Genomic DNA, 22452 nt, shown 5'->3' with positions numbered 1-22452 from the left:
AAGTAAAGCGGCCAAAGACAAAAAAGGCAGCCGTGGCTGCCTTTTTCTCTGGTAGCCGAAGCTGCCCTTTTTTGCCGCAAAGCGGCAAAAATCAGCCTGCTGCGACTGCGGTTTTCGAACCAACCGAACCGAACTTCTGACGGAACTTCTCGACGCGACCGGCGGTATCGACGATTTTGTGCTTGCCCGTGAAGAATGGGTGCGATTCAGCCGAAACCTCGATCTTCACCAGTGGGTATTCTTTACCGTCGTGGGTGATTTTTTCGCGGGTTTGGATGGTCGAGCGGGTAACGAATTTGAAATCGCACGACAGATCGTGGAAAACAACTTCGCGGTATTCTGGATGGGTATCGACTTTCATGGTCTTCTCTCTAGTTTGGTAGCCAAACAGCACTTCGTCGGTCGTCCTGCTTCTTGACCCGATTGCCGATCACTTGCCAGGGTTTAAAATAATGCAACCGTCGATTATATAGCGCTTTCCCGCAGCAGGCAATAAAAAAGCCGCTCAATGAGCGGCTTGTATCGATAACCCAAGGCGGAAACTGGGGTCGGACCCTCAGGGTCCGACCCCGGCGGTTCACGGGTTCACAGCAAATTAACCGCCCCGGCGCATCATGTCGAAGAACTCTGCGTTGTTCTTCGTGGCTTTCATCTTGTCGAGAATGAACTCCATCGCCTCGATCTCGTCCATCGAGTACAGCAACTTGCGCAAGATCCAGATTTTTTGCAGTTCGTTCGGCTTGATCAGCAGTTCTTCGCGGCGGGTACCCGATTTGTTCAGGTTAATTGCCGGATAGACACGTTTTTCGGCCAAACGGCGTTCCAGATGCACTTCCATGTTGCCGGTACCCTTGAATTCTTCAAAGATCACGTCATCCATGCGCGAACCCGTTTCGATCAGCGCCGTGGCGATGATGGTCAGCGAGCCGCCTTCTTCGATATTGCGCGCGGCGCCGAAGAAGCGTTTTGGACGTTGCAGCGCGTTCGCGTCGACACCACCGGTCAGGACCTTGCCCGAGGCAGGGATGACGGTGTTGTAGGCGCGCGCCAGGCGGGTGATCGAGTCGAGCAGGATGACCACGTCTTTTTTCATTTCGACCAGGCGCTTGGCTTTTTCCAGCACCATCTCGGCCACTTGCACGTGGCGCGTGGCCGGCTCGTCGAAGGTCGAGGCGACGACTTCGCCGCGCACGGAGCGTTGCATTTCGGTAACTTCTTCCGGACGTTCGTCGATCAGCAGCACGATCAGGGTGATGTCCGGGTGATTCGCCGTGATCGCATGCGCGATGTGCTGCAGGATCACGGATTTGCCGGATTTCGGCGATGCCACCAGCAGGCCGCGCTGGCCCTTGCCGATCGGGGCGATCAGGTCGATGATGCGGCCGGTGATGTTTTCCTGGCCATTCATTTCACGTTCCAGGCGCAGCGGCTCGTTCGGGTGCAGCGGCGTCAGGTTTTCAAACAGGATGCGGTGCTTCGAGGCTTCCGGCGATTCGCCGTTGACCTTGTCTACTTTGACCAGTGCGAAATAGCGTTCGCCATCTTTCGGGGTCCGTACCTCGCCTTCGATCGAATCGCCGGTGTGCAGATTGAAGCGGCGGATTTGCGAAGGGGAGATGTAAATGTCGTCGGTGGACGCCATGTAGCTGGCGTCGGGCGAGCGCAGGAAGCCGAAGCCGTCAGGCAGCACTTCCAGGGCGCCGTCGCCAAAAATCTGTTCGCCGGACTTGGCGCGTTTCTTCAGGATAGCGAACATCAGCTCCTGTTTGCGCAAGCGGGCTGCGTTGTCAATGTCAAGACCGATCGCCATCTCAAGCAGGGCGGATACGTGTAAGGCCTTTAGTTCGGATAAATGCATATGTGTTGAGTGTCCCGAGACGGGATGTAAAGGTAGGGGAGGGGACTGCGTGGCGTTGATTAATTATTGGGGAAGGCTGTGCACGAATGATGGCAAAGTGCTTCCCGGTCTATCCAGTCAGGCGGCGCTGCGGGCGCAGCGCTGCCTATCATACATTAAATGTTGCTGTCGACGAAAGCGGTCAACTGGCCCTTGGCCATGGCGCCCACTTTTTGAGCTGCTGCAACACCATCCTTGAACAGGATCAGGGTCGGGATGCCGCGGATGCCGAACTTGGCAGGCACTGCCTGGTTGGCGTCCACGTCCATCTTGGCGATCACGATGCGGCCGGCGTATTCCTTGGCCACTTCTTCCAGGATCGGGGCGATGGCCTTGCAGGGACCGCACCACTCGGCCCAGAAGTCCACCAGGACGGGCAAGTCGGATTTCAGGACGTCTGCTTCAAAAGATGCATCGCTAATGTGTTTGATATTTTCGCTCATATTTTCCTCAAATGAGGGTGGGATCAATAATGCCTGGAATTCACCATACGCTGGTTCGCCATCCATGCTTCCTGGAGTACAGCTAGCAGATGGGGGCAATGGGCACGACTTCAATGTTCTTGGAAGGTGCGACCAGAGGTATGCAGGCGGGGATGGCTGAAATAATAACCCATTTTTTCAAAGCGTGGCGATTATTGCAGAAAAACTTGAGGCATATCGTCCCCGCACGTGCCGGCAGGGCGGCAAAGCCGCATGCCTGCTGGCCTGCAGCGCCATGCCCGCCCTCCGCGATCAGGCTTGTACGCTGGCCTGACGCGCCGTGTGCTGCAGTTGCAAGTTCACCATCAGCTGCAATTCCGCGCTTTCCATCGGCTTGCGGAAGGTGCCTAATATATGCAGGCCATTGGCCACGGCCAGGCGTTCGGCTGCCAGGCGCACGGCCGAATGCAGGCCCGACAGCAGGACCACGCCGCCGCGGAAGCCATTGTCCGCCGCCATGCGCAAAAATTCGATGCCGTCGATGTCGGGCATGGACAGGTCGCAGATCAGCAGGTCGGGCTGGTGCTGCTTCAGGGTCGCCAGCGCCTGTTCGCTGTGCGACTCGCAGCGGATGTCGAAGGGCCCCATTTGCTCGAGCATGTCGCTGAGCACGTCGAGCATGAAGACGTCATCGTCCAGCAGCAGCACGCGCAATGGCGCCAGGCCTGCTTCGTTGTGTTCCCGGCTTGCTTGGTTTGATACAGTGTTCATCGTCCTGTCTTTCTATTGATATGCTGCATCGCTGTCGATGCCGATACCTTGCCTTAACGGAATTTGGCGGTAGCTAATCGTCATTGGCAAAGCTGGTGTTATTCATGATTTGTTCGGTAATCTGTTCCAGCAGGGGCCACAGGCGCGCGACGATGCGCCGGGCCCGCTCTGCCTCGTCGGCAGGTTCGCCCGGCGCCAGGGTTTCCAGGTTGTGGCACAGCTCGGCCAGTCCCAGGGCGCCCACGGTGCGCGCCGACGACTTGATGCGGTGCCCCAGTTCCCGCACCTGGTGCACGTCGCCGCGCGCCAGCGCCGCATCGATGTCGCCAAAGCCATCCTGCGTTGTCTGCAGGAACTTGAAGGCGAATTTGCGCACCTTTTCCGGGTTGTAACCCAGCAACTTTGCCAGGATGGACAGGTCGATCACCTGAGGATCGCCCGCCAGCGTGGTCTTGAAGGCGGGCGCGGCGCGGCTGCGCGCCGGCGGTGGCGGCGTGTCGCGCGCCGGCAGCCAGCTGGCGATGGTCTGGTACATCATGGCCGGCTGGATGGGCTTGGAAATGAAATCGTCCATGCCCGCGTCCAGGCAGCGCACCCGGTCTTCGCTGGTGGCCGTGGCCGTCATGGCCAGCACGCGCAGGTGCGCCAGCTGCGGGTCGGCGCGGATGTGGCGCGTCGCCTGCAAGCCGTCCATCAGCGGCATCTGCACGTCCATCAGCACGCAGTCGAACTGCGTCTGGCGCAGCAAATCGAGTGCCTCTTCGCCATTGTTGGCCAGGCAGACGGAGGCGCCCGCTTCTTCCAGCAATTCCAGCGCCACCTGCTGATTAAAAGTGTTGTCTTCCACCAGCAGGATGCGCGCATGCTTGAGCGTACGCATCACCAGGGCCGCGTCGGCGCTGGCGCGCATGGCGGCCGCCGTCTGCACCATGCTGTCGAGCATGGCGGGCGCCGCCTGGTCGGAAATGCCCAGGTTGGCCGTGAACCAGAAGGTGCTGCCGGCGCCGGGACGGCTGTCGACGCCCACGTCGCCGCCCATCAGCTGCGCCAGCTGCTTGCAGATGGCCAGGCCCAGGCCAGTGCCGCCGTACTCGCGCGTGGTGGAGGTGTCGGCTTGCTGGAAGGACTGGAAGAGTTTGCTCATTTCATCCTGCGACAGGCCGATGCCGTGGTCGCACACTTCAAAGCGCACCAGGCAGTGCCTGGCGTCCGCCACCACCTTGCGCACTTTCACGGTGATGCTGCCCTGTTCGCTGAACTTGATGGCATTATTGGCGTAGTTGATCAGCACTTGCCCCAGGCGCAACGGGTCGCCCACCAGCACGGCGGGCAACTGCGGGTCGATTTCGAACAGCAATTCCAGGTTCTTGCCGGCGGCGCGCGGCGCCACCACCGTCATCAGGGTTTGCACCACATGGTCGAAACTGAAGTTGACGCGCTCGATTTCCAGCTTGCCCGCCTCGATTTTCGAGATGTCGAGGATGTCGTCGATGATGCCCAGCAAATGTTCGCCGGCGAAGCGGATCTTTTCCAGGTAGTCGCGCTGGCGCGGTTCCAGGTCCGTCTTGAGGGCCAGGTAGGCCATGCCGATCACGCCATTCATCGGCGTGCGGATTTCATGGCTCATGTTGGCCAGGAATTGTCCCTTCGCCAGGCTCGCCTCTTCGGCCACCTGCTTGGCCTGGTCCAGCTGCTCCGTGCGCTGTGCCACGCGCTCTTCCAGATGTTCATTGAGCTCGCGCAAGGCGCTCTCGCTGCGCTTGTGATACGTGATGTCCGTCAGGCTGGCCACCACCATGCCCACCTTGCCGTATTCATCGCGGATGGCCTCGGTATTCACGGACAGCCACGACAGGCTGCCGTCGGGTTGCTGCACGCCCATCAGCACGTCGCGCATGGCCTCGCCCGTCGACAGGGTGATGTGCACGGGATGGCTGCGCTGGTCGAAGGCGGAACCGTCTTCGCGGATGGCTTGCCACAGGCTGTTGCCGGCAGGACTGGCCGCCAGCATGCGCTCGGCGGCGGCATTGCTTTCCAGGATGTGGCCGTGGCTGTCCTGCACCACCAGGCCATTCGTCACGGCGCCGAAGACGGAGGCCATGCGCTGGCTCGAGTTCGACAGGGCGATCGACGCCTGGCGCCGTTCCGTGATGTCGGTAATCATCGCCAGCGTGCCGCCCGGCTCGCCGTTGTCCGACTGGATGCTGGTGCTCGACAGCAAGCCCCACAGGCTGGACTGGTCCTTGCGGAAGAAGCGGAAATCGACCTGGTCCGGCTGGCTGGCGGCATTGCCGTGGCTGGCCAGGCGGCGCTGCATCAGCAGCTGGCTGTCGCGGTCCATGAAGTCGAGCAGGGGGCGGCCCAGCATTTCCTGCACCGTGTAGCCCAGCATGTGCGCCATCTTCGGGTTGACGAAGGTGGTCTTGCCGTTCGCATCCGTCATCCAGATGCCCTCGGCAGCCGTCTGCACGATCAGGCGGTAGCGTTCCGAACTGGCGTGCAGCGCTTCCTCGGCGCGTTGCCGCTGCGTCATGTCGCGCAGCGAGACGATGGAAAACACTTGCCCGGCCATGCGCAGCGGCGACAGGCTGACCTTGGCCGGGAAATGCGTGCCGTCGCGGCGGCGCGCCATCATCACCCGGCCTGGCAGGCTGTGCCGCCCTTGCGGGTCGCCCACGGAGTGGCTGGCCGTGCTTTCCGGTACCAATTGCTCCAGCGACATGCCCGTCAATTCGGCCAGCGGATAGCCGAAGCAGCGCGCGCCGATCTGGTTGGCGTAATGCACCTTGCCCTCGACGTCGGCCACCAGCATGGCTTCGGGCGCCGCTTCCAGCATCGAGCGCATGCGCGATTCCTCGTCCTGCTTGCGCTCGCTGATATCGCAGACGATGCCGCTGGCCTGCGTGGCGGCGCCATCCGAGGCACGCGCCAGCACGGCGCCGCGCGCCAGCAGCCAGCGCCAGTGGCCGTCGCTGTGGCGCAAACGAAATTCGCAATTGAAGGTGCCGGGCGCTTGCCCATCCAGATGCTGGCGAAAGGCCAGGCTCAGCCGTGCGCGGTCGTCGCGGTGGACTTCGGCCAGCCAGTCGGCCAGTGCATGCTCGAGCCTGGCATTCTTGTCGCCCAGCACGTCCTGGTACTGGGGCGCGAATTGCAGGCGGTCGGACTGGCGCCGCCAGGTCCAGCCAGCCATGATGGCGCCGCGCAAGGCTTGCATGGCATCGTGTTCGGCCAGGGCATGGGCGGGCAGGGGCTGGCGCTGCAACTGCCGGCGCAGGCGCCAGGCTTGCCAGCAAGCCAGTCCCGCCAGGGCGGTGGCGCTGGCGGCTGCATACGGCCACAGCAGTGCCGGCGCCATGCCGGGTGCCGCCGCCTGCACCGGCAGCGAGAATGCCATGCCCGCCGCCAGCATCGTACGCGCGAGCCGGCGCAGCGCAGGGCGCCGTGGGCGTGGTGCGCCGAAACTCGTGTGGCTGCAATACGACAAATGCATCCCTTTCTGGGGCGTGATTGGACGGGGCTGGCAGTGCATGATGCGCGTTCAAATAAACGCCTGCGGCGCTTTCTGGCGGCAACTATAGCATCGAATATTTAGTCGGAGTAGTTAAGTTCTGAAACAGCCAAAACGGGATTTTTTTTGCCCCGGAATGGCTGTTTTTTTCGCGATTTGGTGAGAATTCGTGAGAAAGTTGGCGCGAAATCGTGCTACTCAATTGAGCTGATAGCCTCAGGCGAAACTTCCCGCAAACTGATAGCGGTGTCCGGGATGCCACATGGTGGCGATCGAGGCGATCCTGCCGCCCGAGCGCGTCTGGCGGCGCAGCACCAGGCACGCCTGTTTCGTGTCGATGGCCAGCATTTCGGCGATGTCGCGCGGCGCCGACAGCGCTTCGATGCTGTAAGTGGCGCCTTGCAGGGGGGCGGCGGCCATCAGGTATTCGTTTGGCGTGATGCTGGAAAAATCCTGCGTCATGTAGTCGGGCGCGCACTCGGGGTTGACCCAGCGGTCTTCCACCTGGATCGGTACGCCGTTCTCGAAATGCACGATCAGCGAATGGAACAGCGGGTGCTCCGGCGGCAGGCCGAATTGCTTGGCCAGCAAATCGGACGCCTTGGTGCGCTCCAGCAATTGCAGGCTGCTGCGGTGGATATGCCCGCGCGCGCGCACTTCATCGGCGATACTCTTGATTTCCAACAAGGTCGCCTGGTATTTTTGCTGCGCCACATAGGTGCCGGAACCCTGGCGCCGCGTCAGTATTTGCTCGCTGGTCAGTTCGCGCACGGCGCGGTTGACCGTCATGCGCGAGACGCCGAATTGTTTCACCAGGGCTTGCTCGGAGGGAATCACGTCGCCTTCCTTCCAGCGTCCGGCGGCGATGCCGGCCAGCAGAAAATCCTTGATGCGCTGGAAAATGGGCGTATTTTCCTGGGTATTGTGATCGTCCAATGCGGTTTCTCCGGGGCGCGGGCAGGGCGCGCCGCCGGCTGGAGGCGCGATGGCCGATTTTAGCACCGAGCGCGATGCCTGCCGCCAGCCTTTTTTTGAATTCAAAAGCAAGCGCCGGAGTGTGGCGCGCCCTGGCGCTGGTTATGCTGCGAACTTACTATTGCTTACCATTGACTTGCACGGAGTTCGCCATGGAATACGCTTATCTGACTGACGATGAACGCTGGGATGCGCTGCAGCGGCGCGCCCCCGACGCCGACGGCGTTTTTTATTACTCGGTGCGCACGACGGGCGTGTATTGCCGCCCTTCCTGCGCGGCGCGCCCCGCCTTGCGCCGCAACGTGGCTTTCCACGCCACGTGCGAAGAGGCGGAGGCGGCCGGTTTCCGCCCCTGCCTGCGCTGCAAACCGGACTTGCCACCCCTGGCCCAGCGCCAGGCGGCCATCGTGGCCGATATCTGCCGCCTGATTGACGCCAGCGACGAGCTGCCCGACCTGGACAGCCTGGCGCATGCGGCCGGCATGAGCCGCTTTCACTTTCACCGCGTCTTCAAGGCGCACACGGGCATCACGCCGAAAGCCTATGCGGCGGCGCGGCGCGGCGAGCGCCTGAAGGCCGGCTTGCAGGGCGCGGCGAACGTCACGGAAACGTTGTATGCGGCCGGTTTCAATTCCAGCGGCCGCCTGTACGCGGCCACGCCGGGCTTGCTGGGCATGACGCCGGGCGCATTCCGCGACGGCGGCAGCGGCGCCGTGATCCGCTTTGCCATCGGCGCCTGCTCGCTGGGCGCCATCCTCGTGGCCAGCACGGACAAGGGTATCTGCGCCATTTTGATCGACGACGACCCGGAAGTGCTGCTGCGCGACTTGCAGGACCGTTTTCCCCGGGCCGAACTGCGCGGCGCCGAGCCTGACTATGAACGGACGGTGGCGCAGGTGGTGGGCCTCGTCGAGGCGCCGGCGATCGGCCTGGACTTGCCGCTCGACGTGCGCGGCACCGTGTTCCAGCAGCGCGTCTGGCAAGCCTTGCGCGAGATTCCTGCCGGCAGCACGGTCAGCTATGCCGAACTGGCGCGGCGCATCGGCGCCCCGCAAGGCGCGCGGGCCGTGGCGGGCGCCTGCGCCGCCAATGCCCTGGCCGTCGCCATTCCCTGCCACCGGGTGGTGCGCAACGATGGCGCGCTGTCCGGCTACCGTTGGGGCGTGGAGCGCAAGCAGGCGTTGCTGGAACGCGAGGGCGGACGGTGAGGGCGCTGGACTGGGGGCAGATAGAGGATGAGCTGAATCAATACGGCTGCGCCGTCGTGCCGGGCTTGCTGGCTGCGGATGCCTGCGCGGCGCTGGCGGCGCAGTACGACGATGCGTCGCGCTTTCGCAGCCGGGTGGTGATGCAGCGCCACGGTTTCGGCCAGGGCGAGTACCAGTACTGGGCGTATCCGCTGCCCGCTGTGGTGGCCGCCTTGCGCGAACAGCTGTACGGGCCGCTGGCGGCGATTGCCAACCGCTGGCACGCCAGCATGGGCCTGGAAGCGCGCTTTCCGTCCAGTCACGCCGATTTCCTGGCGCGCTGCCATGCGGCGGGGCAGACGCGGCCCACGCCCTTGCTCTTGCGCTACCGCAAGGACGATTACAACTGCCTGCACCAGGACCTGTATGGCGAGCACGTGTTTCCGCTGCAGCTGGCCGTGCTGCTGTCGCGCCCGCAAGTCGATTTCACGGGTGGCGAGTTCGTGCTGACGGAGCAGCGCCCGCGCATGCAGTCGCGCTTGGAGGTCGTGCCGCTGGCGCAGGGCGACGCCGTGATCTTTCCTGTCGCGCAGCGTCCCGTCAACGGCACCCGGGGCAGTTACCGCGTCAACATGCGCCATGGCGTGTCGCGCCTGCGCTCGGGCATGCGCCACACCCTGGGCATCATTTTCCATGATGCGAGCTGAACGGTAGGTGCGGCGCTTGAGTTTCCGCAATTACATGGCATGATGGCTACTCCTTGTCACTCTTTCATTTCTGCCATGTCTGCGTTGCTCCGCCTGTTGTGCCTGTTGACGATCTTCCTCTTGCCCGTGGCCCATGCGCAGGACGCTGCGCCATCGCTCGTTGCGGAGGCTGCGACCGCCATCGCGCCGGCGCATGCCGCGGCGGCCAGGACGGCGCCGCTGATGTTCGCCAACCGCAAGGTGTTCGTCTTCCGCGCCGCGCTGGCCGGCTATCCGCCCGATGAACGGGCCATCGGCGCACAGCGCCGCCTGGACGGCGTGCTGGCCAAGAACGGCCCCTTGCAGGCAAGCACGCGCATGATTCCCGAAGGCACGCAGGTGCTGCTCGACGGCGTGCAGCTGTTCGTCGTCGTGCCTGGCGACGTCAACCTGCTGGCCGGCGACACGACGGAAAGCGTGGCGAAAACGGCGGCCGAGGAACTGAGCAAGGCCGTCTTTGACTATCGCGAGCAGAGCAGCTGGCGCTACCTGGCCATCGCCGCCGCCGTGTGCGCGGCCGCTACCCTCGTGTTCTGGCTCGTGTGGCTGGGCCTGACGCGTCTGTACCGCTGGGCCAAGCGCCGCAGCGGCATCCTGCTGGCTTCTCGCCTGCGCGACGTGCGCCTGAAAAACGTGCGCGTGCTCGACGCCGAGCACTACATCGCCTTCGCCTATCAACTGCTGAGCGCCGTGCTGTGGGGCTTGCGCCTGATGGCCACCTATCTGTGGGCCGCCTTCGTGCTGGGCCGCCTGCCGTACACGCGCTCGTGGGGCGAAAGCCTGAGCGGCTACCTGTTCGACGTGGCGGCCGACGTCTTCCACGCCATCATCGGCGCCTTGCCGGGGCTGGTGCTGGTGTGCGTGATCTTCGCCATTGCGCGCCTGATCGCCGCCACGGCCGCTTCGCTGTTCAAGCGCGTGGAAAGCGGCGAATTGCAGATCGGCTGGCTGGACAAGGACACGGCCCTGCCCACGCGCCGCATCGCCAGCGTGGTGATCTGGCTGTTCGCGCTGGCCATGGCGTATCCGTATCTGCCCGGTTCGCACACGGCCGCTTTCCAGGGCCTCTCCGTGCTGGTGGGCCTGATGGTGTCGATCGGCGCGTCGAGCATCGTGGGCCAGGGCGCCAGCGGCCTGATCCTGATGTACACGCGCGCCCTGCGCAAGGGCGAATATGTGCGCGTGGGCGACAGCGAGGGCACCGTGGTCGACGTCGGCATGTTCGAGACGCGCCTGCGCACGGGACTAGGTGAAGAGGTCGCTTTGCCGAACGCGTGGGTGATGTCGCAAACGACGAAAAACTATTCGCGCGCCCAGCCCGGCGGCGGCTTCGTGCTCGACTCCACCGTCACCATCGGCTACGCCACGCCGTGGCGGCAAGTGCACGCCATGCTGGAGTTGGCCGCGTCGCGCACGACGGAGCTGTCGACCACGCCGAAACCGTACGTGATGCAGCTGGCCTTGCAGGATTACTACGTGCAATACCGCCTCGTCGCCTACGCCAGCGCCGAAGTCCCCCGCCAGCGCGCCGAAGTGCTGAACCGCTTGCACCAGAACATCATCGACGTCTTCAACGAATTCGACGTGCAGATCACCTCGCCGCATTACATCGACGACCCGAAAGAATCGCACGTGGTGCCGCCCGGTGAATGGTTCAGGGCGCCTGCGAAGCGGGGGGAGGAATCGATTGAGGTGGTTCAGCCCAAGTCTTGAACGCGAGGCGTGGTCTGCGCGTGACGGATGCAATGGCACGCGCTATCTTGGTTTTTCTTCGGGAGCGCAGGTATTCTTGCCATTTGTCAGCTGAATCACCTGGAAACCCCCGGCGGGTGCCGTGAGCAGGCAAAAATCTGCGGAGTAGCGCGAAGTGGGATCGGACGCGGATGGCGGCCTTCCCAGGAAGGATACGCCATACACTTTTCCCGCCACCAGCGGCGCGGCATCGCTGCTCTCGGCCCCCTCGGGGGCCTTGCCGTAGCGCACGCATCCCTTGTTTGGCAGACGATAGCTGGGATCGCCAAACGAGGCATTGGGAAACATGACCGTCCATACATCTTTCCAGCCATTCGGCCCAGGTGTGCTGATCGTCAGCATCTTCAGGCTGACAGGCCCCCTTGAGCGCTCCTCTTCGCTGGCAATCTTGAAGCAGGGAAGGCCAGCCTCAGTCATGACGGCGGCAGTGCCCATGCGCGACCACGCCGAGGCATCCGTGCTCGTCAAGGTCGCCAGCAGACAAAGAATAAGGTGGCGATGATTCATGGCATGCCTTGCGTTATCGGGAAGAATTTCTGGCTGGGCACGTATCATCCATCCAGGCCTGTGTATCGCTTTTGATGACGACGAGGCGTGGCTTGGCAGAGACCTGCTGTACGAGACAGAACTTTGCCACATATCCATAGGTGGGATCGGCAGGATCGGCTGGCCTGCCATTCAGAAATACCTCGTACACCCTGCCGGTCTTCAATTCAGGCGCGGGCGCAGCTTCGGCATGAGCCGGAATATTCCCATAGGGAATGCAATTTTTTGAAGACAGCGGAATTTTCTTATCGTCCGTCATGAGAAACCCCCATATTTCCGTCGTTGGCTTGACCGTCACGTCGGACACGCTCAAGGCGCCGAGGAAGGGCTGGCCGTTGCGCCTCTCTTCTTTTTTGGAAATGCTGAAGCAGGGCACGCCATTGATCGAGGTAACTTCGGCATCGGCCATGCGTGAGCGCGCGTCGCTGTTCATGCTCGAGAATACGAGCAGTATGAGCAGTGTTTTATGGCATAAGGACATAATGTTAAGGAGGCGTCGGACAGACTTCATCGATCCAGGCCTGCATGTCGCTGCTGATGGGGATGACTTGCTGGCCGCCATCCGCCGTAGCTCTCACGCAGAATTTTCCTTGGTAACCATAGGTTGGATCGGACGGATCTTTGGGGCTGCCATTCAGGAATACGCTATAGAAATGTCCGGGTATCAATTTTTCAGCGCGTATGCCCGTCGCGCCGGTAGGCAGGTTTCCATAGCGGATGCATGTGCTGGCACGGATGGGTAACGCCCTGTCTGGCGGTAGGGAGAATCCCCATACTTCTTTTACCGGTTGCACGGACATGTCTGAAACCATGAGTGCGCCAAGAAATGGCAGGCCATTGCGCGCCTCTTCCTTTTTTGTAATGGAAAAGCAGGGCATGCCCTGCGCCGACTGGATAACTGCTTCTGCCATGCGGGAATATGCCCATGTGTCAGGGAATATCCAATATAGGCTCATGGTCAATATCGTTGCCAGGCAAGTTTTTCGGGCTATTACGGTCGTTAAAAAAATCATTGAGTACCTTTTTAAACAGTTCTCCGGAGTTTTTATAGCGTTGTTGGCGCATGGCGCGAGTGGAAGTTAAAAACTTCAGCACAAAGTAGTCCGCCAGTAAATCACCTTGCGCTTCCATGTCATGGCTGGATAATTTCTGTTTGGGGAGCAAGGTATATTTGTAGTCCAGCCCCAGTCGAATGGCTCCCCGCAGTTTTACTGGATATCCGAGTTGGTACTGCCAAACATGAACCATTTCGTGCATAAACCAGTGTTTCAGACTATCTTTTTCTTTGGAAAAGTCCTCTTTGTAATCTGACTCATGAAAGTAAATCTCCCCATCCGGCGTCATGGCCACATCCTTCGGTTGCAAGCCAAACCATAGATACGGCTCGCCATGCACCTTGACCTTGCTGTAGTCGATCGCATCCTGGAACAGCATCCACGCCATGTCGATCTCGCCCCTGGTCAGCGGGCGAACCTTGTCCTTGACTTTGACCTGTTTGACGGACGAACCGACGTCCTTGTCGGTCGTCTTGATGCCTTCCAGCTGAATGACCTTGACTGCAGGCGCCGCGTGTTTCGGGGCGGCGGCGCAGCATGGCGATTTGTCCGCGTGCGGCAGGAATTCGGCCTGGGTAATTTGCTCTTCCCGCTTGCTGGCGATGCGCCCCGTGCGTCCCTTCGCATCCGTCGTCCCCGTCCACGTTTCGCCATTGCTCAAGGTGAGCCGGTAGTCGGCGTGCGCCAGCGGCACGTTGGCTTGCGAGACGAATTCCAGCTGCTCGTCGTAGCCGCAGCACCAGCATTCGTCGGGCTGGCCGGCCAGGCGGTGCAGTTCGCAGCCGCTTGTCGCGTTGCGCAGGGTGGCACCCAGCACGGGTCGGCCGTTGGCGCTGAAGGTGATGACGATCATGCTGTCGAAGCGCGCGCCCAGGCTTTTCTTCTGGTGGGCCACGAGCTTGAAGAACACGTCGCACGCGGTGGTGCTGATGACATGGTGCCTGGCCATGGAACCTCCGCCTTAAAACCTCAGCCTAAGCCAGCGGCGGCGGGGAGGTATTGACTGGGCGCAAGGCCTGGGCGCTTGCGTTAAGATGCCGGGCGTTTTCATGAAAAGAAAGAGATCCCATGTCCAGCCCATCCCACACCGAAGCCTCCCGCACCGCCCGCAGCCTGGCCGCCGCCCTGATCGGCGACCCGTTCTACCGCGCCGTCACGGTGGCCTGCGGCGAGGATGAAACGGCGCGGCTGGCCATGCTGGAAGCCTACTTCGCGCTGGCACTGGCCGAAGGCTGGCAGGCGGGTCGCGTCGACCTGGCTGATGACGGGCGCAATGGCGCGGCCATCTGGACGACGGATACGCCGATAGCCCGGCGTCAGACCGCCTACGCGCAGCGCGAGGATGCCTTGCGCGTGCTGCTGGGTGAGCGCGGCTTTGCACACTTTTCGGCCATCGTCGAAAACATGGAGCATGCGCTGGCGTCGCACGGTCTGCAGCACGCATGGTATCTGTCGATCGCCGGCATCGCCCCGGATGCGCAGGGGCGGGGATTGGGCGCATCCGTGCTGGCGCCTGGCCTGGCGGCCGTCGATGCGGCGGGTGCCGCGTGCTTCCTGGAGACCTACAATGAGCGCAGCCTGCCGTTTTATGCCCGCCTGGGTTTCGTGGTGGCGGGGCGTTACGCGGAAGCCGTCACGGGCTGCGATTACTGGCTGATGCTGCGGCAATCATCTGCTGCCTGATTGACCATTTTGCCAATTTCTATACACTCGTCTTTTTGCTAACGACTAAAAGACCTGGAGATGGAAATGCCGACTTTGCCCTTGCGCCGTACCCTGCTTACGCTCGCCTGCCTTGGCGCCCTGACCCACGCCCACGCCGATACCGTCATCGACAATGCCAACGGCTACACGCTCGACGCAAATGGCAAGGTGATTCGCTTCACGGCGCTGGCATTTGACGACGCGGGCAAGCTGCTCGCCGTCGGCAGCGCCGCGCAGGTGAAACGCAAGGCGGCCAAGGGCGCCACCCACGTCAATATGCAGGGCAAGACCGTGTTGCCGGGCCTGATCGACGCGCACGGCCACGTGTTCGGCCTGGGGACGATCGCCAGCGGCGTGATGCTGTACGGTTCCGCGTCGTTGCCGGCCGCCGTGCAGGCCGTGGGCGACTTCGCCCGTGCGCATCCAGAGCGCAGCTGGGTCGTCGGCAATGGCTGGAACCAGGAAATCTGGAAGCTGGGGCGCTTTCCCACGGCCGCGGAACTCGATGCGGCGGAAAGCGTGCGGCCCGTGTGGCTGCGCCGGGTCGATGGCCACGCGGGATGGGCCAACAGCCGCGCGCTGGCGCTGGCCGGCATCACGCGCGCCACACAAGACCCGTCCGGCGGCAAGATAGAACGCGACGCGGATGGCAATGCCACCGGTGTGCTGGTCGATAATGCCATGGACTTGATGGACGCCGTGCTGCCCAAGCCGGGCGACGTGGAAAACCGCGCCGCCCTCGATGGCGCGCTGGCGCAGCTGTCGCAGGCGGGCCTGACCAGCGTGCACGATGCGGGCATCGGCCAGATGCAGGACCGACTGTTCCGCGACTACGCGGATCACGGCAAGCTGACGGTGCGCGTGTACGGCATGATTGCCGACACGACGGAAGACTTCGACGCGCTGTCGAAAAACGGCCCTTTGACCAGCTACGCACGCGACATGTACGCCTTGCGCGCCGTCAAACTGCTGTCCGACGGCGCCCTGGGCAGCCGCGGCGCAGCGCTGCTGGCGCCGTACAGCGACGATCCGACCACCAGCGGCCTGCTGTTCTTCAAAGATGACGCCATGCGCGCGAAGATGGAAAAGGCCATGCGCGCCGGCTACCAGGTGAACGTGCACGCCATCGGCGACGCGGGCAACCATCAAATCCTCGACGGCTACCAGGCCTTGACCGCGCAATACCATAGCGTGGGCCTGCGCCACCGCATGGAGCATGCGCAGGTGGTGCAATTATCCGACATCCCCCGTTTCAAGGCGCTGGGCATCGTGCCGTCGATGCAGCCCACGCACGCCACGTCCGACCAGAACATGGCGGAGCAGCGCGTGGGCCACGAGCGCATCAAGGGCGCGTATGCGTGGCGCACCTTCCTCAAGCAGGGTTCGCGCATCGCCTGCGGCTCCGACTTCCCCATCGAGTCGCCGAATCCGTTCGAGGGCATCCACGCGGCCGTCACGCGGCAAAATAGCGAGGGGTTCCCGGCCGGCGGCTGGTATCCGCAGCAGGCGATGACGGTGACGCAAGCGCTACGCTGCTTCACGCTGGACGCAGCCTGGGCGGCGCACCAGGAAAAGGTCATCGGCACCCTGGAAGCGGGAAAATGGGCGGATTTCGTCGTCATCGACCAGGATCTGTTCAATGTCGACCCCAAGGCCATCGGCAAGACGCAGGTGCTGCAGACGTGGGTGGCTGGCAAGCGCGTGTTCGAGAAAAAATAGGCGCTGGACGGCTGCAAAAACCTGTTGACTTGGTTGTATAGACAACCTATGCTGGGAGCACAAGAGCGGGCTAAATACGCCCGCTCGCACCCTACGAGGAGACAGCATGAACAGCACAATGGACACCGATCCACGCTTTGATGCCAGCCGTACCATCCGCGCGCCGCGCGGCACGGTCATGGCTTGCAAGAGTTGGCAGGCCGAGGCGGCCTACCGCATGTTGCAAAACAACCTGGACCCGGAAGTGGCGGAAAATCCGCAGCACCTGGTCGTCTACGGCGGCATCGGCCGCGCCGCCCGCAACTGGGCCTGCTTCGACCAGATCCTCGCCTCGCTGCGCGAACTGGAAGACGACCAGACCTTGCTGATCCAGTCCGGCAAGCCGGTGGGCGTGTTCCAGACCCACGCGGACGCGCCGCGCGTGCTGATCGCGAACTCCAACCTGGTGCCGAAATGGGCCAATTGGGAACACTTCAACGAACTCGATCGCCAGGGCCTGTTCATGTACGGCCAGATGACGGCCGGCAGCTGGATCTACATCGGCACGCAGGGCATCGTGCAGGGCACGTATGAAACCTTCGCCGAGGCGGGCCGCCAGCATTTCGGCGGCGACTGGGGCGGGCGCTGGATCCTGACGGCGGGCCTGGGCGGCATGGGCGGCGCGCAGCCGCTGGCCGCCACCATGGCCGGTGCCGTTTCGCTCAATATTGAATGCCAGCAAAGCAGCATCGATTTCCGCCTGCGCACGCGCTACCTGGACAAGCAGGCGGCCAGCCTGGACGAAGCCCTGGAACTGGTGAAATACCATACGGAGCGCAAGGAAGCCATTTCCATCGGCCTGCTGGGCAACGCGGCCGAAGTGCTGCCGGAACTGGTGCGCCGGGCCAAGGCGGGCGGCCTGGTGCCGGACCTGGTGACGGACCAGACGTCCGCGCACGACCTGGTCAACGGCTACCTGCCGCGCGGCTGGAGCGTGTCGGACTGGAAGGCCGCGCAGCAAGACTCGCAGCGCCACGCGCGCCTGACGGTGGCTGCCGCCGATTCCTGCGCCGCCCACGTGCAAGCCATGCTCGATTTCCACGCCATGGGCGTGCACACCGTCGATTACGGCAACAACATCCGCCAGGTGGCGTTCGACCAGGGCGTGCAAAATGCCTTCGACTTCCCCGGCTTCGTGCCCGCCTACATCCGCCCGCAATTCTGCGAAGGACGTGGCCCGTTCCGCTGGGTGGCCCTGTCGGGCGACCCGGAAGACATCTATAAAACGGATGCGAAGATCAAGCAGCTGTTCCCGCACCACAAGCAGGTGCACCACTGGCTGGACATGGCGCGCGAGCGCATCGCCTTCCAGGGCCTGCCGGCGCGCATCTGCTGGCTGGGACTGGGCGAGCGCCATATCGCCGGCCTGGCCTTCAACGAGATGGTGCGCACGGGCGAGCTGAAGGCGCCCATCGTCATCGGCCGCGACCACCTGGACACGGGTTCCGTCGCCAGCCCGAACCGCGAGACGGAAAGCATGAAGGACGGCACGGACGCCGTCTCCGACTGGCCGCTGCTGAACGCCATGCTGAACACGGCCGGCGGCGCCACCTGGGTCTCGCTGCACCATGGCGGCGGCGTGGGAATGGGGTATTCTCAGCATGCGGGCATGGTCATCGTGGCCGACGGCAGCGAAGCGGCGGCGAAACGCCTGGCGCGCGTGCTGGTCAACGACAGCGGCTCGGGCGTGATGCGCCATGCCGATGCCGGCTATGAAACAGCGGCCGCCTGCGCCAAGCGCAACGGCTTGATTCTTCCAATGCTTCCTTGAGACCTAGATTCGAATGACTATGACACAGCATGCCAAAAGTTGGACCCTGAAACCGGGCGCGATGACTCTGGGCGACCTGCGCGCCGTCTGGGCCGCACCCGCGAAACTGATCCTCGCCGCCGAGGCCTATCCCGTCATCGAGGCGTCGGCCGCCGCCGTGCAAGCCATCGTCGCCAAGGGCGATGCGGCCTACGGCATCAACACGGGTTTCGGCCTGCTCGCCAAGACGCGCATCCCCGATGAAAAGCTCGAGCAATTGCAGCGCAACCTGATCCTGTCGCATTCCGTCGGCACGGGAGAGCTGCTGTCGGACGCCGTCGTGCGCCTGATCATGCTGATGAAGATCGGCAGCCTGGCGCGCGGCTTTTCCGGCGTGCGCCCGCTGATCGTCGACACCCTGATCGCCCTGTACAACGCGGGCATCATGCCGGCCATTCCCGCCAAGGGCTCCGTCGGCGCCTCGGGCGACCTGGCGCCCCTGTCGCACATGACCCTGGCCATGCTGGGCGTGGGCGAGGTGCGCGTCAACGGTGAATTGATGGCGGCGCCCGAAGCGCTGGCGCAGGCGGGCATCGCGCCCGTCGTGCTGGCGGCAAAAGAGGGCCTGGCGCTGATCAACGGCACGCAAGTGTCGAACGCGCTGGCGCTGCATGGCCTGTTCATGGCCGAGCGCCTGCTGGAAGCGGCCATGGTCACGGGCGCGCTGTCGCTGGACGCGGCCAAGGGCAGCGACTCGCCGTTCGACGCGCGCGTGCACGCCGTGCGGGGGCAGCCGGGGCAAATCCTGGCCGCGCAGATGTACCGCCAGCTGGTGGCCAACAGCGCCATCCGCGCCTCGCACCTGGAGGGCGACGAGCGCGTGCAAGACCCGTACAGCCTGCGCTGCCAGCCGCAAGTCATGGGCGCCTGCCTGGATTTGATCGGCAACGTGGGCCGTACCCTGCTGATCGAAGCCAATGCCGTCACGGACAACCCGCTGATCTTCCAGGATGGCCCCAACGGGCAGGCGGAAATCGTCTCGGGCGGGAACTTCCATGCCGAGCCGGTGGCGTTTGCCGCCGACACCCTGGCGCTGGCGATCGCTGAAATCGGCGCCCTGGCCGAGCGCCGCATCGCGCTGCTGATCGACGCCACGCTCTCCGGCCTGCCACCGTTCCTGGTGCGCGACCCGGGCGTCAATTCCGGCTTCATGATCGCCCACGTGACGGCAGCCGCGCTGGCGTCGGAAAACAAGTCGCTGGCCCATCCGGCCAGCGTCGACAGCCTGCCCACGTCCGCCAACCAGGAAGACCACGTGAGCATGGCCACGTTCGCCGGGCGCCGCCTGGACGACATGGCGCACAACACGGCCGTCATCGTCGGCATCGAGCTGCTGGCCGCCGCGCAGGGCATCGATTTCCACCGTCCCCTGAAAACCTCGCCGCACCTGGAGCACGTGCACCACCAGCTGCGCCAGAAGGTGCCGTTCTTCGACGCCGACCGCTTCTTCGCGCCCGATATCGAAGCGGCCAAGCAGATGGTGCTGCAGGGTGAGTTGAGCAGCACCTGCAAGAATTTGTTCGCCCCGCTGTACGCTTGAGCGGGCGCAAGGAGACAAGCATGGATTTCCGCTTTAATGAGGGCAGCATCCCGCTGCTCGTGTCGATGCCCCACGTGGGCACCGACATACCGGACGATATCGCCGCGCGCATGACGCCGCAAGCCTTGATCAAGGCCGACACGGACTGGCATTTGCGCGAGCTGTATGGCTTTTTGCAGGAGATGGATGCGTCCGTGCTGTCGGCGCGCTGGTCGCGCTACACCATCGACTTGAACCGCCCGCAGGAAGACACGAATCTGTATCCGGGCCAGGATACGACGGGCTTGCTGCCCAACGATACCTTCCACCGCGAGCCGCTATACCTGGCCGGCAAGGAGCCTGATGCGGCCGACGTGCAGCGCCGATTGCAGCGCTACTGGGCGCCGTATCATGCGCAGCTGCGCGCGGAACTGGACCGCCTGCTACGCGTGCATGGCGCCGTGGTGCTGTGGGATGCCCATTCCATCGCCTCGCGCGTGCCGCGCTTCTTTGACGGCAAGCTGCCCGACCTGAATTTCGGCACGGCCGATGGCGCCAGCTGCGATGCGGGCCTGACGTCCGCCGTGGTCGGCATCGCGCGCGCGCAGGAACAATTTACCGTGGCGCTCAACGGCCGCTTCAAGGGCGGCCACATCACGCGCCATTACGGCCAGCCGGCACAGCGCGTGCATGCGATCCAGCTCGAGATGTGCCAGTGCCTGTACATGAATGAACCTGGCATGGACGAGGCGGCGCCGTTCGGCTACCGGCCCGACCTGGCGGCCCGGGTGCAGCCGCTGCTGCGCCGGATGATGGAAGCGGCCGTCGCATGGGTGGCGCATTGAGTACCTGTCTGTTCGCGCGCCACGCGCTGCTGCCGCAGGGCTGGCGCCGCGACGTGCTGCTGGAATGGGACGCGGCCGGCGACTTGACGCAGATTAAAGAGAGCGTCGCGCCGCCGCCCGGCGCGGAAGTGGCCGAATATGTCTTGCCCGGCATGGTCAACCTGCATTCGCATGCCTTCCAGCGGGCGCTGGGCGGCATGACGGAGGTTGCAGGCGACGAGGTTAATCATGTAGTGGACAGCTTCTGGACCTGGCGCGACTTGATGTACCGCTTCGCGCGCCACATCACGCCGGAACAGATGGAAACCATCGCCGCGCAGCTGTTTGTCGAATGCCTGCGCCATGGCTACACGGCGGTGTGCGAATTCCACTACCTGCAGCGCGATGCGGCAGGCGCCCTGTATGCGCGTCCCGCCGAAACGGCCGAACGGGTGCTGGCCGCGGCGCGCCTCAGCGGCATCGGCATGACCATGCTGCCCGTGCTGTACAGCCATGCGGGCTTCGGCGCACAGCCGCTGAAACCCGAGCAGGCGCGCTTCCGCACGGGGGCGGACGATGTCTTGCGCATCATCGAGGCGCTGGCGCCGCAGCGCGGCGGGCAGGTGGAAGTGGGCTTTGCGCCCCATTCGCTGCGTGCCGCTGGCGTGGCGCAGATCCGTGAAGTGGCGTCAGCGCTGCCCGCGGGCCGCCCCATCCACATCCACATCGCTGAGCAGCAGGGCGAGGTGCGCCAGTGCCTGGACTACAGCGGCCGGCGCCCGGTGCAGTATTTGTACGATCAGCTCGACGTCGATGCGCGCTGGTGCCTGGTGCACGCCACGCACGTGCAGCCCGACGAGGTGGCGCGGATGGCGGCCAGCGGCGCCGTGGCGGGCCTGTGCCCGACGACGGAGGCGAACCTGGGTGACGGCCTGTTCCCGCTGGCCGAATTCATCGCCGCCGGCGGGCGTTTCGGCGTCGGCAGCGACAGCCACGTATCGCAGTCGCCGGTGGAAGAATTGCGCTGGCTCGAATACGGCCAGCGCTTGCAGCGCCAGCAGCGCAATGTCGCCGCCACGCCGGATGAACGCCATGTGGGCGACTACCTGTGGCAAGCGGCCTTGCGGGGCGGGGCGCAGGCGGCCGGGCGCAAGCTCGGCGCGCTGGCGCCGGGCTGCCGCGCCGACTTGCTGGTGCTCGACGACGCGCACGTGAACCTGTGCGGCGTAGCCATCGCCGATGTGCTGGGCAGCGTACTCTTCTGCGGCAACGACAACCTGGTGCGCGACGTGCTGTGCGGCGGCCAGTGGCAGGTGCGCGATGGACGCCACGTGGCGCAGGACGCCATCGCCACCGCCTACCGGCGTACGCTGGCGCAACTGAGGGCGCTCTGATGGCGACCTTCATCCCACAGGAATACCTGCGCGCCGCGCCGTGGAAAAACGGCGGCGGCAGCACGACGGAAATCGCCATTTCTCCGCCGGACGCCGGTTTCGACGATTTTGACTGGCGTATCAGCCTGGCGACGATCACGGCCAGCGGACCGTTTTCCAGCTTTCCCGGCATCGACCGCAGCCTGATGCTGGTCGATGGCGACAGCGTGCAGCTGACGCTCGACGGCACGCGCAAGGTGACCTTGAGCGCGGCGCAGCCGATGCTGTGGTTTCCCGGCGAGGCCGCCGTGGAGGCGCAGGTCAAGGGGACGACGACGGATTTCAATGTGATGACGCGGCGCGACCGCTGCCGCCACCAGCTGGAAAAAATCACGGCCCCGGGCCGGCTGGTGCGGCGCAGCGAGATGACCTTGTTGTTTGTCGCCGGCGATGGCGCCGTGCTGGCGCGCTCAAGCGACCAGCAGTTCGCGCTGGCCCGCCATGATGCGCTGCTGCTGGACGCCGACGATGCGCAGGAATGGCGGCTCGATGCCTTGCAGCGTTCGGCCGTGTTGTGCGTCGACCTGTTTACCTAGGGAGTA

The 22452-nt window shown here is 63.9% G+C and carries 20 protein-coding genes; 10 read left to right on the top strand and 10 right to left on the bottom strand.

Going from position 1 to position 22452, the window contains the following annotated elements:
• Positions 1-91: 91 nt before the first annotated feature.
• From IGS61_RS07560 to hutC, 6 genes are all read right to left on the bottom strand, one after another.
• Complete coding sequence (locus tag IGS61_RS07560) at positions 92-361, bottom strand: type B 50S ribosomal protein L31 (RefSeq protein WP_034746247.1); 270 nt, start codon at positions 359-361, stop codon at positions 92-94.
• 234 nt (positions 362-595) lie between these two features.
• Entirely contained in the window at positions 596-1858 is a 1263-nt protein-coding gene (gene rho, locus IGS61_RS07555) for a transcription termination factor Rho (RefSeq protein WP_010401543.1), read from the bottom strand.
• 155 nt (positions 1859-2013) lie between these two features.
• The gene (trxA, locus tag IGS61_RS07550; RefSeq protein WP_071075390.1) at positions 2014-2340 is read right to left on the bottom strand and encodes a thioredoxin TrxA; all 327 of its coding nucleotides are present in this window, start codon (positions 2338-2340) and stop codon (positions 2014-2016) included.
• 291 nt (positions 2341-2631) lie between these two features.
• Positions 2632-3090: a response regulator gene (locus tag IGS61_RS07545; protein WP_230539021.1), complete on the bottom strand. Its 459-nt coding sequence runs from the start codon at positions 3088-3090 to the stop codon at positions 2632-2634.
• 73 nt (positions 3091-3163) lie between these two features.
• Positions 3164-6487, bottom strand: a complete 3324-nt coding sequence (locus IGS61_RS07540; RefSeq protein ID WP_230539020.1) for a PAS domain-containing hybrid sensor histidine kinase/response regulator — start codon at positions 6485-6487, stop codon at positions 3164-3166.
• 330 nt (positions 6488-6817) lie between these two features.
• Complete coding sequence (hutC, locus tag IGS61_RS07535) at positions 6818-7537, bottom strand: histidine utilization repressor (RefSeq protein ID WP_230539019.1); 720 nt, start codon at positions 7535-7537, stop codon at positions 6818-6820.
• Positions 7538-7728: 191 nt separating this feature from the next.
• On the opposite strand from hutC, the gene ada reads away from it, so the two are divergent.
• From ada to IGS61_RS07520, 3 genes are all read left to right on the top strand, one after another.
• Entirely contained in the window at positions 7729-8784 is a 1056-nt protein-coding gene (gene ada / locus IGS61_RS07530; RefSeq protein ID WP_230539018.1) for a bifunctional DNA-binding transcriptional regulator/O6-methylguanine-DNA methyltransferase Ada, read from the top strand.
• The gene (locus IGS61_RS07525; RefSeq protein WP_442908036.1) at positions 8733-9470 is read left to right on the top strand and encodes a 2OG-Fe(II) oxygenase; all 738 of its coding nucleotides are present in this window, start codon (positions 8733-8735) and stop codon (positions 9468-9470) included. The genes ada and IGS61_RS07525 overlap by 52 nt, the downstream gene beginning before the upstream one ends.
• Positions 9471-9545: 75 nt before the next feature.
• Positions 9546-11222: a mechanosensitive ion channel family protein gene (locus tag IGS61_RS07520; protein ID WP_230539016.1), complete on the top strand. Its 1677-nt coding sequence runs from the start codon at positions 9546-9548 to the stop codon at positions 11220-11222.
• A 42-nt stretch (positions 11223-11264) separates the two neighbouring features.
• Here IGS61_RS07520 and IGS61_RS07515 read toward each other — a convergent pair whose 3' ends face one another.
• From IGS61_RS07515 to IGS61_RS07500, 4 genes are read right to left on the bottom strand one after another with little or no spacing between them, the layout of a single operon-like run.
• A complete protein-coding gene (locus IGS61_RS07515) occupies positions 11265-11768 on the bottom strand; it encodes a hypothetical protein (protein WP_230539015.1) in 504 nt (167 codons plus the stop codon).
• Between the two features lie 13 nt (positions 11769-11781).
• The gene (locus IGS61_RS07510) at positions 11782-12240 is read right to left on the bottom strand and encodes a hypothetical protein (RefSeq protein WP_230539014.1); all 459 of its coding nucleotides are present in this window, start codon (positions 12238-12240) and stop codon (positions 11782-11784) included.
• A gap of 52 nt (positions 12241-12292) precedes the next feature.
• Positions 12293-12718 (bottom strand): hypothetical protein, encoded by a 426-nt coding sequence (locus tag IGS61_RS07505; RefSeq protein WP_230539013.1) that lies wholly within the window; start codon positions 12716-12718, stop codon positions 12293-12295.
• Positions 12719-12737: 19 nt separating this feature from the next.
• Positions 12738-13772, bottom strand: coding sequence for a hypothetical protein (locus IGS61_RS07500; protein ID WP_230539012.1), 1035 nt, complete (start codon positions 13770-13772; stop codon positions 12738-12740).
• 158 nt (positions 13773-13930) lie between these two features.
• On the opposite strand from IGS61_RS07500, the gene IGS61_RS07495 reads away from it, so the two are divergent.
• The 7 genes from IGS61_RS07495 to IGS61_RS07465 all read left to right on the top strand — a co-directional run bounded on the left by IGS61_RS07495 (position 13931) and on the right by IGS61_RS07465 (position 22446).
• The gene (locus IGS61_RS07495; protein WP_230539011.1) at positions 13931-14545 is read left to right on the top strand and encodes a GNAT family N-acetyltransferase; all 615 of its coding nucleotides are present in this window, start codon (positions 13931-13933) and stop codon (positions 14543-14545) included.
• Between the two features lie 66 nt (positions 14546-14611).
• Positions 14612-16285, top strand: coding sequence for an amidohydrolase (locus IGS61_RS07490; protein ID WP_230539010.1), 1674 nt, complete (start codon positions 14612-14614; stop codon positions 16283-16285).
• A 106-nt stretch (positions 16286-16391) separates the two neighbouring features.
• Positions 16392-18095: a urocanate hydratase gene (gene hutU, locus IGS61_RS07485; RefSeq protein WP_230539009.1), complete on the top strand. Its 1704-nt coding sequence runs from the start codon at positions 16392-16394 to the stop codon at positions 18093-18095.
• A 19-nt stretch (positions 18096-18114) separates the two neighbouring features.
• A complete protein-coding gene (gene hutH / locus IGS61_RS07480; protein WP_230539008.1) occupies positions 18115-19674 on the top strand; it encodes a histidine ammonia-lyase in 1560 nt (519 codons plus the stop codon).
• Between the two features lie 20 nt (positions 19675-19694).
• Positions 19695-20498 carry an N-formylglutamate deformylase gene (gene hutG / locus IGS61_RS07475; RefSeq protein ID WP_230539007.1) on the top strand — a complete coding sequence of 268 codons (804 nt, stop codon included), beginning with the start codon at positions 19695-19697 and terminating at the stop codon, positions 20496-20498.
• Positions 20483-21871: a formimidoylglutamate deiminase gene (locus IGS61_RS07470; protein ID WP_230539006.1), complete on the top strand. Its 1389-nt coding sequence runs from the start codon at positions 20483-20485 to the stop codon at positions 21869-21871. Before hutG ends, IGS61_RS07470 begins: the two co-directional genes overlap by 16 nt.
• Positions 21871-22446 (top strand): HutD/Ves family protein, encoded by a 576-nt coding sequence (locus IGS61_RS07465; protein ID WP_230539005.1) that lies wholly within the window; start codon positions 21871-21873, stop codon positions 22444-22446. The genes IGS61_RS07470 and IGS61_RS07465 overlap by 1 nt, the downstream gene beginning before the upstream one ends.
• Positions 22447-22452: the final 6 nt, after the last annotated feature.

It is taken from the genome of Janthinobacterium sp. FW305-129, assembly GCF_020858115.1.
Classification (GTDB): domain Bacteria; phylum Pseudomonadota; class Gammaproteobacteria; order Burkholderiales; family Burkholderiaceae_D; genus Janthinobacterium.
This window is presented reverse-complemented; position numbering and strand designations above follow the sequence as displayed.